Below are 13,612 nucleotides of genomic sequence, written 5' to 3' on the forward strand. Positions count from 1 at the left end.
CAGAGCCCTGCCCTCCATGATCAAAGCCCGGAGTGTCCCTTGCGCATCCGGAAGGACGCGCGGCGCTCCAATCAGGCGGCCTTCTTGGCAGGCACGGTCTTCTCGACGCCCGTCTTGTCGATAATGCCCATGATGTCGGCTTCCTTCATGATCAGAAGGTCCTCGCCGTCGATCTTGACCTCGGTGCCCGACCATTTGCCGAACAGGATGAAGTCGCCGGCCTTGACGTCGAGTGGGACAAGCGCGCCGTTTTCGTCGCGTGCACCCGGTCCGACGGCGATGACTTCGCCTTCCTGCGGTTTTTCCTTGGCATTGTCGGGAATGATGATGCCGCCCTTTGATTTGATATCGCCTTCAGCGCGACGAATGACGACGCGGTCGTGGAGTGGCCGAAATTTCATGGGAACTTCTTTCTGGGGCCGGCACAGGCGGCCACGCCCCTCCTATATAGACGCGTTGGCACTCGATAGATAGGAGTGCCAAAAATTATTCGCGGGCCAGATTAAATATTCAAAAGTATTATTTCGGCCAGCCGTTTCGTGCTATCCGCAGATTGTCAAATAATTCAAAAGATTGAATTTTGCCGATCGAGTGCCTATTTATCGGACAAGTTCACTTTCACGATTTCAGATACAAGGGAGATTTCTTCGATGGCCGAAGGCAATCAGACGATCATGGAAAAAGCTGAAGCCCGTTTTTTCGACAAGCAGAAGAAGACAGCGGAGAAAAACAAGGCAACCGCCGAATACATGTCGGAGGCAAGGGCACGGGAGATCAAGACCGCAAGGCTGAGGGAGCTGCGGCTGGCCAAGGAAGAGGCCGACCGCGTGGCCGAAGCCCTGAACCCGACGCCGAAGAAGAAGCGGGCGACCAAGAAGGCCGCCACGACGGAGGTCAAGACATGAGCCTCACCTTCCCCAACCGCAGCCGCAGCTATGACGAAGCCGGCAAGCGCATCCGTTTCGTAGGCCATGACGGCATGTTCCAGATCTCCTTCTCCGTCGCTGCCGAGGCCATGGCCAAGATGCGGCCGGGAACTGCTGCCGATGAAGCCGGTTACCTCCAGACATTCGACACCGAGAGCAGCGCCATCCGCGAGGTGGCGGCAAAGGCCTACGACCGCACCCACAAGAGCATGTATGTGCTGACGGCAGCCGATTTTGGCTGATCAGCCCGATGCATGTCGCTCAAAGACAATGACATGCATGGAAACGAAGATTAAAGATCCATCTCCTCGACCATCGCGCGTATCTTGGCAGCCTTTTCAAAATGGTCGAGGCGGTGCGTTCTGATCCACCATTCGGCGGCTTCCATCAGGAGTTCGGGGTCGTCGTTCCTGTTGGCGAAAAACGCATAGAACGACACGCCGACGCCGGACCCTTTTTCGGAAATCTTGCGGTCGCAGACTTCCAGTATCTTCTGCGTCAGACTGGCTCTCACGGGAATCCCTTGATTTGCGGTGCGGCAGGCTTCCGCCGGCGGCCGATACGGATCAGGCCTTGCGCTCGGCCCGCTCGCGGCGTTTGACGTCACGGACATTCATCTGCACGACCATCTCCTCGGCCTCACGCGGGCCCATCCCGACCATCACCTTTTGCCGGACCACGGCAGGCTGGCCGGTGAAGACATCGATGATGCTCCAGCTCTGGGGAAGCTCCATGCGCAGCGTGTAGCGGCTGGCCATGTCGGTCAGCCCTGCATCATGAAGAACACGGCGCCCAGGATCAGCACCGTCCAGGCGATGACCGACAGTTTCAGCACCATGCCGCCATGCGCGGCCAGAAGCTCCCGCAGGCGCGACACGACACCTGCCGACGAGACCGGCGTCGCCACCAAGGCGACAGGCGCCTTGAGGCCAAGTTTTCCAAAGACAGGCAGCAGCGACGGTTCACGCACGAAAATAACCTCGAATGTCGGGAAGAGCGGAGCAAGGTTGCTCTTGTCCCTTCCATAGCACTCTTTTCGCGAGCGCCCTGCATGCCAAATGCAAATAGGGCGCCACCGGCTGCATTGATGGAGGATGCGCGAGTCCGGTCGGCGAGGCTGTACGACAAACAGCCGCCAACCCTTACGCCGCGGCGCTGCGGCCTCTCACGCCGGCCTCGGCCTTGAAGATCCGGAACGTGTTGCGCCCTGCCGCCTTGGCGGCATAGAGCGCGGTGTCGGCCTGCGTGAACAGATCGCAGGACGCGCCCGCTTCAGCGAAGGCGATGCCGACCGAGGCGCCGAGCCCGAGCGACTGGCCGCAGGCGGGGACTGGCTTGCCCATTGCCTCGATGATGCGGCGCGCCAGGCCGGAGACCGCGCCACGGTCGAGATGCGGCCCGACCAGCACCGCGAACTCGTCGCCGCCGACGCGCGCCACCAGGTCGGCTTCGCCGCAGCCGGCGGCAAGCCGCTTGGCCGCTTCCTTCAGGCATTCGTCGCCGACGACATGGCCGAACGTATCGTTGACGGCCTTGAAGCCGTCGAGGTCGACCAGGAGCAGCGCGCCGAGCGGGCGGCCTTCGTCGGCATGCGCAAGCCGCGCCTGGAACCGGCCGCGATTGGCCAGCCCCGTCATGACGTCATATTCGGCGAGATAGCGCATCCGGTCCGACAGGATCTTCTCCTCGGTGATGTCCTGCTTCATGCCGAAGATGCGGACCGGCACGCCCGCCTCGCACTCGACGGTCGCGGTGATGCGGATCCAGCGGCTGCGGCCGGCGAAGGTGGTGATCTCGGCGTCGAGATTGAAGCCGCTGCGCTCGGCGATCGCCCGGCCGCGCATTGTGTCCAGCGCCTTGCGCGACTCCGCCGGGTAGCACTTGATGATCTCCGAGCGATCGAGCGCCGAGCCACGCGGCAGGTCGAACAAATCATAGACCACATCGGTCCAGGCCAGTTGCTCGCCGGGCAGGCTGCATTCCCAAACGCCGAGGCGCGCGGCGACCGAGGCGCGGTCGAAGATCTTGCGGCTGTGCGCCAGCGAAAGCTCCTGGCTGGCGATCAGTGCGGCCTGCGCCGCGAGTTCTGCCTTGAGCCGGGCGATGGTGGTGGCGGCGCGGCGTCGTTCGTCGGCGCCTTGCATGGCCGCCGTCACGCCGGCGCGGGGCGCGGCGCCCGGCCGCGCCGGGCCTTTCGGACTGTAGGGCGTATCGGACATGGCGAGGCTCTGCTGTCTTGGCGGGAGACCACCATGGCGCGCAAGCGATTAACACTTCGCTCACAAACCCAAGCCTTGCTACCTCAGGCCTTCGTCTTCCTACCGATGGAGCTCCAAATCACTTTTCCCCTTGAACGACCATCTGATCTGGCCTAGCCTTGATTTGAGAAAAGGTTTTTCCAAACATCTCCGGTTGGGCTTGGCCACGTGCCGGCCTTGTTCAGACCACTAAGAGAAAACCTTTTCCCAGCCAAGGGTTCTCGGCGCCATGCCATCGGACGATCTGCCCGTTCCTGTCTTTTCCAAGCCAGTCACCTTGCGTGACGTGGCCGCGCAGGCCGGCGTCAGCGTCGCCACCGCCTCGAAGGCGCTCAACGATCAGGGGCGGATGACCGCCGAGACGCGCGAGCGCATTCGCGAGACGGCCCGGCGTCTCGGCTTCCGGCCCAACAGCCTGGCGCAGAGCCTGCTCAGGCGACGCAGCTTCACCGTCGGCCTGCTCACCAACGATACCTATGGCCGCTTCTCGCTGCCGCTAATGTCGGGCATTTCAGACGCGCTGGTCGACAATGGCGTCTCGGTGTTCCTGTGCAATGTCGAGGAGGATCCGCGGCTCGGCCAGATGCATGTCGACGCCATGCTCGACAAGCGCGTCGACGGCATCATCGCCACCGGCAAGCGCATCGACCGCCACCTGCCCGTCGACCTCTCCAATCTGCGCGTCCCGGTGATCTACGCCTTCACGCAGCCCGATCCCGACGCCATCGCCTTCGTCTCGGACGACGCTGATGGCGCACGGCTGGCGGTCGAGCATCTGTGCCGGCTGGGCTGGAAGCGCATTGCGCACGTCACCGGACCGGCAAGCTTTGCCGTGGTGCACGCCCGCGCCCAGGCTTACCGCGACGTGCTGATCGAAAACGGACTGCCGGTCACCGAGCCGCTGCTTGGCTCCTGGTCGGAAGCCTGGGGTCATGAGGCGGTGGCGCAGCTGTTCGACGGCCCAGGACCTCACAGCGGTAAGAACGAGAGGCCGGACGCCGTCTTTTGCGGCAACGACCAGATCGCGCGCGGCGTCATCGATGCCTTGCGCGAGCGCGGCTTGAGCGTTCCCGGCGATGTCGGCGTCATCGGCTTCGACAATTGGGAGATCGTGGCCGAGGCGACGCGCCCGCCGCTGACCTCTGTCGACATGAACCTGGTCGCACTCGGGCGCGAGGCCGGGTTGACCCTGCTTTCGCTGGTCGGCGGCAAGCCCGCCGCGCCGGGCATTCGAAAACTGCCGTGCCGGCTGGTGGTGCGGCAGTCATGCGGTCATCCGCTGGATGGCTGAAGACGAAGCGCCGCGCGATCGGCGCCAAGCCGCGGAGCGCGGCCAACCCTGGAGGAGGAGAACATGAGGAACCTGATTGCCAAACTGGCCCTGGCCGCTGTCGTTCTGGGTAGCAGTCTCGGCATTGCCGCCGCCGAGACGGCCAACATCTGGGTGCGCGCCGACGGCTCGAATTTCATGCCGAGGATCGTCGACGCCTACAACAAGGCGCACACCAACCAGGTCAAGCTGGACATCATCCCCAATGCCGAGATCATCCCGAAATATGGTGCCGCGGCTGCTGGCGGCACCGCGCCCGACGCGCTGTCGCTCGACCTGATCTACACGCCCTCCTTCGCCGCTGCCGGCCAGCTGGAGGACATCACCGACTGGGCCAAGTCCCTGCCCTATTTCTCCAGCCTGTCGCCGGCGCATGTGAAGACCGGCACCTACAAGGACCACATTTACGGCCTGCCCTTCTCCGCCGACGCCTCGGTGCTGATCTGGAACAAGAAACTGTTCAAGCAGGCCGGCCTCGACCCTGAAAAAGGCCCCGCCAACTGGGCCGAGATCGCGGCCGACGCCGAGAAGGTGAACGCGCTTGGCGGCAACATCAAGGGCTTCTACTTCTCCGGCAATTGCGGCGGCTGCAACATCTTCACCTTCACGCCGCTGATCTGGGCGTCGGGTGGCGACATCCTCTCGGAGGACGGCTCCAAGGCGACGCTGGACAGCCCGCAGCTGCGCGGCGCCATCGATCTCTACCGCTCGATGGTCAAGAAGGATCTGGTGCCGGCAGGCGCGCAGACCGATACCGGCGCCAACTTCTTTGCCGCCTTCGCCGCCGGCAATATCGGCATCTCGCCGTCCGGCGCCTTCGCCATCGGCGCGCTCAACACCCAGTATCCCGATATCGACTACGGCGTCACCTTCCTGCCGGGCAAGGATAGCGGCTGGTCGTCCTTTGCCGGCGGCGACAATTTCGTCGTCACCAAGGGCACCACGAAACTGGCCGTGGTGAAGGAGTTCCTCGATTTCGCCTATTCGCTCGAGGGCCAGACGATCCTCGCCAAATACGGCAGCCTGCCAGTGCGCGGCGACATCGCCAAGGACGCGCTGAAGGATCTCGATCCTCGCTACCAGATCGCCGCCGAGGCCATGGCCAAGGGCCGCACGCCCTATTCGGTGGTGTTCAACGACCTGATCAACTCCGCCAACGGGCCGTGGACGCAGATGATCAACGAGGTCTTCTTCGGCGACGATGTCGACGGCGCGATCGCCAATGCCCAGGAGACGATGCAGTCGATCATCGACCAGGCGCCGCAGAAGTAGCGCCAACCCACCTCCCCCTCGAGGGGAGATCGGACCGCAGGTCCGGGTGGGGTCGTCTCGGACGTGCTCGACGTTTCTTGATGTCGGCGCGCTGCAGAGAGGACCCCACCCGGCCTTCAGCCGGACCCTCCCCTCGAGGCGGAGGGGAACGCAGCGCCAAGGGAACAGCCATGACCACCATCGCAGCAGCCACCGCCCCGCTCCGCGCCCGCAAACTCGCCGGCCGCCGGCAGTGGATCGGCTTGCTTTATGTCGCGCCCGCGGTCGCGCTGGTCGTCGTCTTCTTCCTGATACCGCTTGGCATGACGGCGTGGATGTCGCTGCACAACTGGCCCTTGATGGGCGAGCACTTCTATATCGGCCTCGGTAACTATGTCGCCATCCTGCGCGACACCAGATTCTGGAACGCGCTGCGCTTCACCGCCTACTACACCGTGATCGTCACCATCGCGATCTTCGTGGTGGCGTTTCCGCTGGCGCTGTTCGTCGAACGGCCGCGGCCGCTGACCAATCTCTACCGGACCATGTTCTTCATGCCGGCGGTTGTCGGCTTCGCCTCGGCCAGCCTGCTTTGGTCGTGGCTCTTGAATGTCGATTCCGGCCTGTTCAGCCCGGCCGCCTACGACCTCGGCCTGATCGACAAGAAATTCAACCTGCTGGCCACCTTCCAGCCGGCCTTCTGGTCGATCATCGCCATGGTCGTCTGGAAGGTCGCCGGCTTCACCATGATCATCCTGATGGCCGGGCTGCAATCGATCCCGCAAGATCTGCAGGAGGCCGCCGTCATCGACGGCGCCGGGCCGTTCGCCAGGTTCAGGGCGATCACCCTGCCGCTGATGCGCCGCACGCTGGCGCTGGCGCTGATCCTGTCGGTCGCCGGCTCGATCCTCGCTTTCGACCAGTTCTACATCATCCTGCGCGGCGGCCCGCGCAACCAGACGCTGACGGCGGTCTACTGGATCTTCAACCAGTCCTTCGTGTCGTTCAAGCTCGGCTATGGCGCGGCCCTGTCGATGGTGCTGCTCGTGGTCCTGGTGGCGCTCAGCCTCGTCCAGCTGTGGCTGCTGCGCAAGCCCGAGGGGCTCGACTGATGGCGCAGGCCGCATCCCGCAACCGCAAGCTGTTGGCCCGCATCGGCGAGCATTCGACCGGCATCATCGCCTCGGTGCTGTTTGCGGCGCCGATCGTTTGGGCGGTGCTGTCGGCGTTCAAGCCGGCGCAGGAAGCACGCCTGCCGCCGCTGCCGCCCTGGCCGACGTCAGGCTTCTCGCTGGAGAACTACGCCACGCTCAACAGCTTCGGCGACGGGCTCTGGGTCTCGGCGCAGAACAGCATCTATGTCTCGGTGATGACCGTGGTGCTGTCGGTCGCCGTCAGCGTGCTGGCCGGCTACGGCTTTTCGCGGTTCCGGTTTCCGTTCAAGGACCTGTTCTTCATCCTCATCCTGTCGACGATCATGATCCCGTTCCAGTCGATCCTGACGCCGATCTTCCTGGTGCTGACCAAGCTTGGCCTGCACAACACGCTGACCGGCCTGGTCGGCGTCTATGTGACGCTGCAACTGCCGTTCTCGATCTTCATGATGCGCAACGCCTTTGACGCGGTGCCGCGCGAGATCGAGGAAGCCGCCCGCATGGACGGCGCCAGCAATCTCACCATGCTTTTGAAGGTGATGCTGCCGCTGGTCTGGCCGGGCGTCGTCACCATCGCGCTGTTTGCCTTCCTCGGCGCCTGGAACGAATTCCTCGCCGCCCTCGTGCTGATGACCGACCAGTCCAAATTCACGCTGCCGGTGATGATGACCGCACTGCAGTCGGGCCGCTTCGGCGCCATCGACTGGGGCGCGGTGCAGGCGGGCGTCACCGTGATGATGGTGCCGTGCCTCATCCTGTTCCTGGCGCTGCAGCGCTTCTACATCCGCGGCCTGATGGCCGGAGCCGTCAAATAGACAGACCGAATGGAGTAAGTTCATGACCGCATCGCCATCCGCAAAAACCGGAAAACCCAAGCTCGCCTTCCGCCCGCTGCCGGTGCCGCAGGTCGACGTGCACGGCTTCTGGGGCGACCGCGCCGACGCGGTCGCCACGCGCACCGCCGACATCCTCTACGAGCGCTGCGTCGAGGCCCGCATGCTTGAGCAGATCGATCCGGCCCGACCCTCGCCCGGCGTCGTCATCCCCTTCCATGTCAATGACGGCTTCACCGCCCGCACCGTAACGACGCAGATGTTCTGGGATTCCGACTGGGGCAAGACCATCGAAACCGCGGCCTACTCGCTCTACCGGCGCAAGAACCCCGCACTGGAGAAGAAGATCGATGCCGTCATCGACATGTATGAGAAGCTGCAGCAGGAGGACGGCTATCTCTCCAGCTGGTACCAGCGCATCCAGCCCGGCCTGCGCTGGACCAATCTGCGCGACTGCCACGAGCTCTATTGCGCCGGCCATCTGATCGAAGGCGCGGTCGCCTACTACCAGGCCACCGGGAAACGCAAGCTGCTCGATGTGATGTGTCGCTTCGTCGACCATATCGCCACCGTGCTGGGGCCGCAGCCCGGCCAGAAACACGGCTATTGCGGCCATGAGGAGATCGAGCTGGCGCTGGTCAAGCTGGCGCGGGTGACCGGCGAGCGGAAGTACATGGAGCTGGCGAAGTACTTCATCGACCAGCGCGGCCGGCAGCCACATTATTTCGACGAGGAGGCCCGCGCCCGCGGCGCCGACCCGAAGGATTTCCACTTCAAGACCTATGAGTACAACCAGTCGCACAAGCCGGTGCGCGAGCAGGACAAGGTCGTCGGCCATGCGGTGAGAGCAATGTACCTCTATTCGGGCATGGCCGACATCGCGACCGAATATGGCGACGACACATTGCGCACCGCACTCGATCTTCTGTGGGACGATCTCACCACCAAGAGCCTCTACATCACCGGCGGACTGGGACCATCGGCGGACAATGAAGGGTTCACCAGCGACTACGACCTGCCTAACGAGAGCGCCTATGCCGAGACATGCGCCGCGGTAGGCCTGGTGTTCTGGGCCAGCCGCATGCTCGGCATGGGACCGAACGCGCGTTACGCCGACATGATGGAACGCGCCCTCTACAATGGCTCGATCTCGGGCCTGTCGCTCGACGGCTCGCTGTTCTTCTACGAGAACCCGCTGGAAAGCCGCGGCGCCCACAACCGCTGGAAATGGCACCGCTGCCCCTGCTGCCCGCCCAATATCGGGCGCATGGTCGCCTCGATCGGCAGCTATTTCTACAGCCTCGCCGACGATGCGCTGGCAGTTCATCTCTATGGTGACTCGGCCGCTCGCTTCGACATATCAGGCACACCGGTGAGCCTGACGCAGGCAAGCCGCTATCCCTGGGACGGCGCCGTCGAGATCACGGTTGAACCGCGGGCGCCGGTAGAATTCACCCTGCACCTGCGCATCCCCGCCTGGAGCACCGGCGCTGAGTTGAAGGTGAACGGCGAGGCCATCAAGCTGGCGGATGTCACCAGCGACGGCTACGCCGCGATCCGGCGGACATGGAAAACGGGCGACCAGGTGCGGCTCGATCTCGAAATGCCGATCGAGCGGCTCTACGCCAACCCGCAGGTTCGCCAGGATGCCGGCCGCGTCGCGCTGTCGCGCGGCCCGCTGATCTACTGCGTCGAGGCGACCGACAATGACAGCCAGCTGCATCGCGTGTCCCTGCCGAGGACGGCCAGCGTCCAAGCCCGGCACCGGCCAGAGCTTCTCGGCGGTGTGGTGACGCTGTCGGCTACGGCACGTGCCGATGCCGCCGACGGCTGGCAAAGCGGGCTCTACCGGCCCGAGCCGCCGGCCACCGCAGAGACGTGTCTGACCGCCATTCCCTATTTCGCCTGGGACAACCGCGAGCCCGGCGAAATGCTGGTATGGCTCAGGGACGGATGAACGACGAGCGTCCGATCTCCTCGGCCACCAACGCTTGCAACTTCCACAGATTGCGGTCGCGGATGCCGCAAGCGTCGAGATGGCGGATCGTCTCGAACAGATATTCCGCGCCCGATCCCCAATGGCCGACGGCTGTGGCCAGCGTCGCCGCGATCGCCCGCTTGTCGAGCTTGCCGGCATAGCGCGGATTGGCGGGATCGACGACGAAGCCGAGCGCGCGGCAGAGGTCGCCTTCGGTCCTGACCTGCAGCCAGCGCGGCACGTTGACGGCCGGCAGGATAGTCATCTCGCGGCGCAGCAGCGCTTCGAGGTTGGCGGCAATCGGCTCGGCGATCTCGAACACCATGCCCTGGCACTGGCCTCCACGATCGAGCGCCATCATCAGGCCGGGCTGCTCGACGGTGCCGCGAAAACGCTGCACTGTGAAGCAGAACGAGCGGTGCCAGCCTGTCGCCGCCGCCCGTTCGCCGCCCCTCACCTCGCCGGCCGGTTTCCACAGCAGCGAGCCATAGGCAAACAGTTTCAGCGGCCCGGGCGGGGCCGTGGCCAGCACCTCGTCGCGGATGCGCGCATAGTCCGCATCGGTCATGTAGACCATGCCCGGCGTCGGCCCGGCATCCTCGACCGCGCGCATGGTGCGGGCGACGAGGTCCTCGGTCAGAGCCATCGGCGCCTTGCGCGGCGATATGGCAGAAATCGTCTTGTTCATTCTGGCGCCTCGGGCATCGTCGCCATCTTGCCCAAGGCAAGGAGATTCTCAAGGGCCGACGGGTCGCGCGGACTCAAAGCTCGAACAGTTTCGGCCAACCGCCTGAAAGGATTCGTAAGTATCGACTGTCCTGCCACCACGCTACGACACCAGCGGCATTGGCACCTCAAGCCCTTCGATCAGCGCGTCGCGAAACAGCGCGATCGGGCGGCTCAGCCGGCCGGCCGGCGGGCGGTGCAGCAGCCATGCGCGCACTTGCGGCTTGAAATCCGGGCAATCAATGACTTCCACCCTATCGCGCCAGCGGCTGTCGGCGAAGGCGCCTGGCGTGACGATGCCGATGCCGTGGCCGCGCGCCACCAGCGACATTCTGAGATCGACGCTAAGCGCCTCCACCCCGACCTGGAACGGCAGCCTGAGGGCGTCGAAACTCTGGCGGATGAAAGCGCGAAAACCACAGCCATTTTCGTTCATCACCCAGGGAAAGCGCGACAACGAGGCTAGATCGGCGGGCTTCGGCACACCGAGGCCGGGTGACGCCACCAGCAGCACCGACTGCACGCCGAGATCGTCGCAGACCAGTTCGTCGGGCGGTGCCAAACCCTCGGCGAGACATACCGCCACCGCGTCGAGTTCGCTGCGCGCCACCTGCTCCACCAGCCTCGGCGACCAGCCGGAAGAGATGCGCAGCGTCAGTCGCGGAAAGGCAGCACGTAGACTGTCGAGCGGCAGCGCCAGCGCGGCGTCGGAGAGATAGGGCATGATGCCCAGGCGGAACTCGCCCTTGACCTCGCCTTGCGGCGACACGCCGGCCCTCAGATCTTCGAGCGAGCGCAGCACGCGGCGGCCATGTTCATAGGCCTCGCGGCCGGAAGCGGTCGGCTTCAGCGGTTTCGACTGGCGGTCGAGCAGCGCTGTCGCCAACCCGTCCTCGAGGTTCTGGATGCGCCGCGTCACGCCTGGCTGGGTTAGGTTGAGCCTTGCCGAGGCACCGACGATCGAGCCGGTTTCCACCACGGCAATGAAGGCCTCGAGGTCGTGAATATTCATGCGCATCTCGCATAATCATTATCGAATTGATTGAATTGTAGCATGATAATGCTTTGGCATAAAGTCCTCGAACGATATGCAAATCCTTGAGGACTCAATGCTCGATACCCCAATGCTCGATACCAATGACGGCCGGATGGCCGGGCCGGCCGAGACCATCACAGGCCCGCAGACGCTGCTGTTTGCCACGGCGGTCGGCATCATCGTCACCAACCTGTTCGCCCCGCAGACACTGGTCGGCCTGATCGGGCCATCGCTCGGCGCCAGTGCCGCGAGCGTCGGCTTCGTCGCCATGGCCACCTTGCTCGGTTATGCCGCCGGCCTGTTCTTCCTGGTGCCGCTCGCCGATCTCGCCGAAAACCGCACCCTGATCCTGCGCATGCTTGCCGCGGCGGCATTGGCGGCTGGCGTCGCCACAATGGCGCCCACCGCCGGCTCGCTGCTGATCGTCCTGTTCGTCCTCGGTGCCGCCTGCTCTGCCATCCAGATCCTGGTGCCGATAGCCGCCTCGATGGCGCCGCCCGGCGAGGCCGGCCGCGTCATCGGCGACGTGATGAGCGGGCTGATGGTCGGCATCCTTTTGGCGCGCCCGCTGGCCAGCCTGATTGCCGATGCCTGGGGCTGGCGAGCCTTTTACGGACTCAGCGCCGCGGCCCTGGTCATACTGGCTTGCGTGCTTGCCTTCACCTTGCCCCGGCGACGCCCGGCAGCGCGATCGTCCTATGGCGCGCTGATCGCTTCGCTGTTCGACCTGCTGCGCGACGAGCCGGTGCTGCGGCGCCGCGCGCTGACGGCGGCGCTGGTGATGGCGGCCTTCAGCCTGTTCTGGACAGCGGTGGCGCTGCGCCTCGCGCAGCCGCCTTTCGACCTCGGCCAGCGCGGCATCGCGCTGTTCGCATTGGTCGGCGCAGGCGGTGCGGTAGTCACACCGCTGTTCGGCCGCGCCGGCGACCGCGGCTGGACGCGGTCCGCAACCATCGTCTCCCATCTCGTGCTGATCTGCGCGATGGGGCTCGCCGCCTGCACCGGGTTCGTCCAGGCGGGGGCCTCATGGGGACCGATGGCGCTGATGGGCCTCAGCGCCGTGCTGCTTGACATCGGCGTCACCGGCGACCAGACGCTCGGCCGCCGCGCCATCAACCTGCTGCAGCCGAAGGCGCGCGGCCGCCTCAACGGCCTCTTCGTCGGCATCTTCTTTATCGGCGGCGCCATCGGCTCGATGCTCGCCGGCATCGCCTGGGCCTGGGGCGGCTGGTCCGAGGTCTGCGCGATCGGCGCCGGCTTCGGCCTCGCCGCCCTGCTGGTCGACTGGATCGGCGGACCGGAGTGACCGACCGGACCAGGCCTGCGAGCCCTGCCAGCGTGTCGAGATTCCCTTGGCCATCCTGGACGCTGCGGAACGAGATCAAATCTGATGCGTTTTATCTCGTTGGAGGGAGCCATGAACGATGCTCCGGCAACGCCTATCGGCAGGCCGCTTTCGTCAGGCGAACTGGTCACCGTGATGTCGCATTTCCACCGCGCCGAGATTGCCCGCATGGCCGGTTGGCGCGACCGCCTCGACCGTACGAGCAATTGGGCGATCACCGTTGTCGCCGCCATGCTGTCTGTGTCGCTGTCAACGGCCAGTGCCCATCACGGCGTGCTGCTTTTCGCCATGCTGCTGGTGCTCCTTCTGTTGTGGATCGAGGCGCGTCGCTACCGATTCTTCGATGTCTATCGCGCCCGCGTGCGCCAGCTCGAGCGCCACTATTTCGCTCAGATCTTCTCGCCGCAGCCGGACTTCGCTTCTGACTGGCTGCTGATCGTGGGCGAAAGCCTGCGCGCGCCGAAGTTCCTGGTCTCGCAAAGGGTGGCATTGGCGCGGCGTTTGCGCCGCAACTACATGCATATGATGCTGATCCTGCTCCTCGCCTGGATCCTCAAACTGTCGACGCCGAGCCTGATCGATCAAGGTGTGCCGTCCGGCTTCGTCGGCACACTGCGCGAGGCCGTCACCGCCGCTGCGCTCGGTCCTATTCCGGGCTCAGTCATTGTTGCCGTGGTTGCGCTCCTCTACGCCGGCCTCCTGGCGGCTGCGTTCCTGACGCCTGGCGACGACGGGGAACTCTCCTTCGGCGACGTCCATGTTTAGGGCGACGTCC

General features: G+C 64.7%; 16 protein-coding genes. 9 read left to right on the plus strand and 7 right to left on the minus strand.

The genetic code is table 11. The annotated features are described in order from the left end of the window. Window positions 1-71: 71 nt before the first annotated feature. Window positions 72-401, minus strand: a complete 330-nt coding sequence (locus tag ASD99_RS20800) for a co-chaperone GroES (RefSeq protein ID WP_056591324.1) — start codon at window positions 399-401, stop codon at window positions 72-74. 249 nt (window positions 402-650) lie between these two features. Between ASD99_RS20800 and ASD99_RS20805 the strand changes: the two genes are divergently transcribed. Next, entirely contained in the window at window positions 651-905 is a 255-nt protein-coding gene (locus tag ASD99_RS20805; protein ID WP_057144726.1) for a hypothetical protein, read from the plus strand. Then, window positions 902-1,168, plus strand: a complete 267-nt coding sequence (locus ASD99_RS20810) for a DUF1488 domain-containing protein (RefSeq protein WP_057144727.1) — start codon at window positions 902-904, stop codon at window positions 1,166-1,168. The genes ASD99_RS20805 and ASD99_RS20810 overlap by 4 nt, the downstream gene beginning before the upstream one ends. Before the next feature lie 50 nt (window positions 1,169-1,218). Here the strand turns inward: ASD99_RS20810 and ASD99_RS20815 are convergent, their stop codons facing one another. The 4 genes from ASD99_RS20815 to ASD99_RS20830 form a co-directional block, all read right to left on the minus strand. Continuing rightward, window positions 1,219-1,440 carry a DUF6500 family protein gene (locus ASD99_RS20815; RefSeq protein WP_057144728.1) on the minus strand — a complete coding sequence of 74 codons (222 nt, stop codon included), beginning with the start codon at window positions 1,438-1,440 and terminating at the stop codon, window positions 1,219-1,221. A 52-nt stretch (window positions 1,441-1,492) separates the two neighbouring features. Continuing rightward, window positions 1,493-1,684 (minus strand): hypothetical protein, encoded by a 192-nt coding sequence (locus ASD99_RS20820; RefSeq protein WP_057144729.1) that lies wholly within the window; start codon window positions 1,682-1,684, stop codon window positions 1,493-1,495. A gap of 5 nt (window positions 1,685-1,689) precedes the next feature. Further along, on the minus strand, window positions 1,690-1,896 hold the full coding sequence (locus tag ASD99_RS20825; protein ID WP_056591295.1) for a hypothetical protein: 207 nt from the start codon (window positions 1,894-1,896) through the stop codon (window positions 1,690-1,692). Window positions 1,897-2,068: 172 nt separating this feature from the next. Further along, on the minus strand, window positions 2,069-3,145 hold the full coding sequence (locus ASD99_RS20830) for a sensor domain-containing diguanylate cyclase (protein ID WP_057144730.1): 1,077 nt from the start codon (window positions 3,143-3,145) through the stop codon (window positions 2,069-2,071). A gap of 268 nt (window positions 3,146-3,413) precedes the next feature. Between ASD99_RS20830 and ASD99_RS20835 the strand changes: the two genes are divergently transcribed. From ASD99_RS20835 to ASD99_RS20855, 5 genes are all read left to right on the plus strand, one after another. Further along, on the plus strand, window positions 3,414-4,475 hold the full coding sequence (locus ASD99_RS20835; protein ID WP_057144731.1) for a LacI family DNA-binding transcriptional regulator: 1,062 nt from the start codon (window positions 3,414-3,416) through the stop codon (window positions 4,473-4,475). 63 nt (window positions 4,476-4,538) lie between these two features. After that, window positions 4,539-5,786 carry an ABC transporter substrate-binding protein gene (locus tag ASD99_RS20840; protein ID WP_056591285.1) on the plus strand — a complete coding sequence of 416 codons (1,248 nt, stop codon included), beginning with the start codon at window positions 4,539-4,541 and terminating at the stop codon, window positions 5,784-5,786. 170 nt (window positions 5,787-5,956) lie between these two features. Beyond that, window positions 5,957-6,877, plus strand: coding sequence for a carbohydrate ABC transporter permease (locus ASD99_RS20845; RefSeq protein WP_057144732.1), 921 nt, complete (start codon window positions 5,957-5,959; stop codon window positions 6,875-6,877). Next, window positions 6,877-7,734 (plus strand): carbohydrate ABC transporter permease, encoded by an 858-nt coding sequence (locus ASD99_RS20850; protein ID WP_056591276.1) that lies wholly within the window; start codon window positions 6,877-6,879, stop codon window positions 7,732-7,734. Before ASD99_RS20845 ends, ASD99_RS20850 begins: the two co-directional genes overlap by 1 nt. Before the next feature lie 22 nt (window positions 7,735-7,756). Continuing rightward, entirely contained in the window at window positions 7,757-9,709 is a 1,953-nt protein-coding gene (locus ASD99_RS20855) for a glycoside hydrolase family 127 protein (RefSeq protein ID WP_057144733.1), read from the plus strand. Here ASD99_RS20855 and ASD99_RS20860 read toward each other — a convergent pair. Together ASD99_RS20860 and ASD99_RS20865 are read right to left on the minus strand one after the other, a co-directional pair. Next, window positions 9,696-10,418, minus strand: a complete 723-nt coding sequence (locus ASD99_RS20860; protein ID WP_056591271.1) for a gamma-glutamylcyclotransferase — start codon at window positions 10,416-10,418, stop codon at window positions 9,696-9,698. The genes ASD99_RS20855 and ASD99_RS20860 overlap by 14 nt on opposite strands. Window positions 10,419-10,559: 141 nt before the next feature. Further along, window positions 10,560-11,468, minus strand: a complete 909-nt coding sequence (locus ASD99_RS20865) for a LysR family transcriptional regulator (RefSeq protein WP_057144918.1) — start codon at window positions 11,466-11,468, stop codon at window positions 10,560-10,562. A gap of 112 nt (window positions 11,469-11,580) precedes the next feature. On the opposite strand from ASD99_RS20865, the gene ASD99_RS20870 reads away from it, so the two are divergent. Next, window positions 11,581-12,798 (plus strand): MFS transporter, encoded by a 1,218-nt coding sequence (locus ASD99_RS20870; RefSeq protein ID WP_057144734.1) that lies wholly within the window; start codon window positions 11,581-11,583, stop codon window positions 12,796-12,798. A 111-nt stretch (window positions 12,799-12,909) separates the two neighbouring features. Continuing rightward, a complete protein-coding gene (locus ASD99_RS20875) occupies window positions 12,910-13,602 on the plus strand; it encodes a DUF2270 domain-containing protein (RefSeq protein WP_057144735.1) in 693 nt (230 codons plus the stop codon). The last annotated feature ends 10 nt before the right edge of the window (window positions 13,603-13,612 follow it).

Source organism: Mesorhizobium sp. Root695 (assembly GCF_001428185.1).
Classification (GTDB): domain Bacteria; phylum Pseudomonadota; class Alphaproteobacteria; order Rhizobiales; family Rhizobiaceae; genus Mesorhizobium.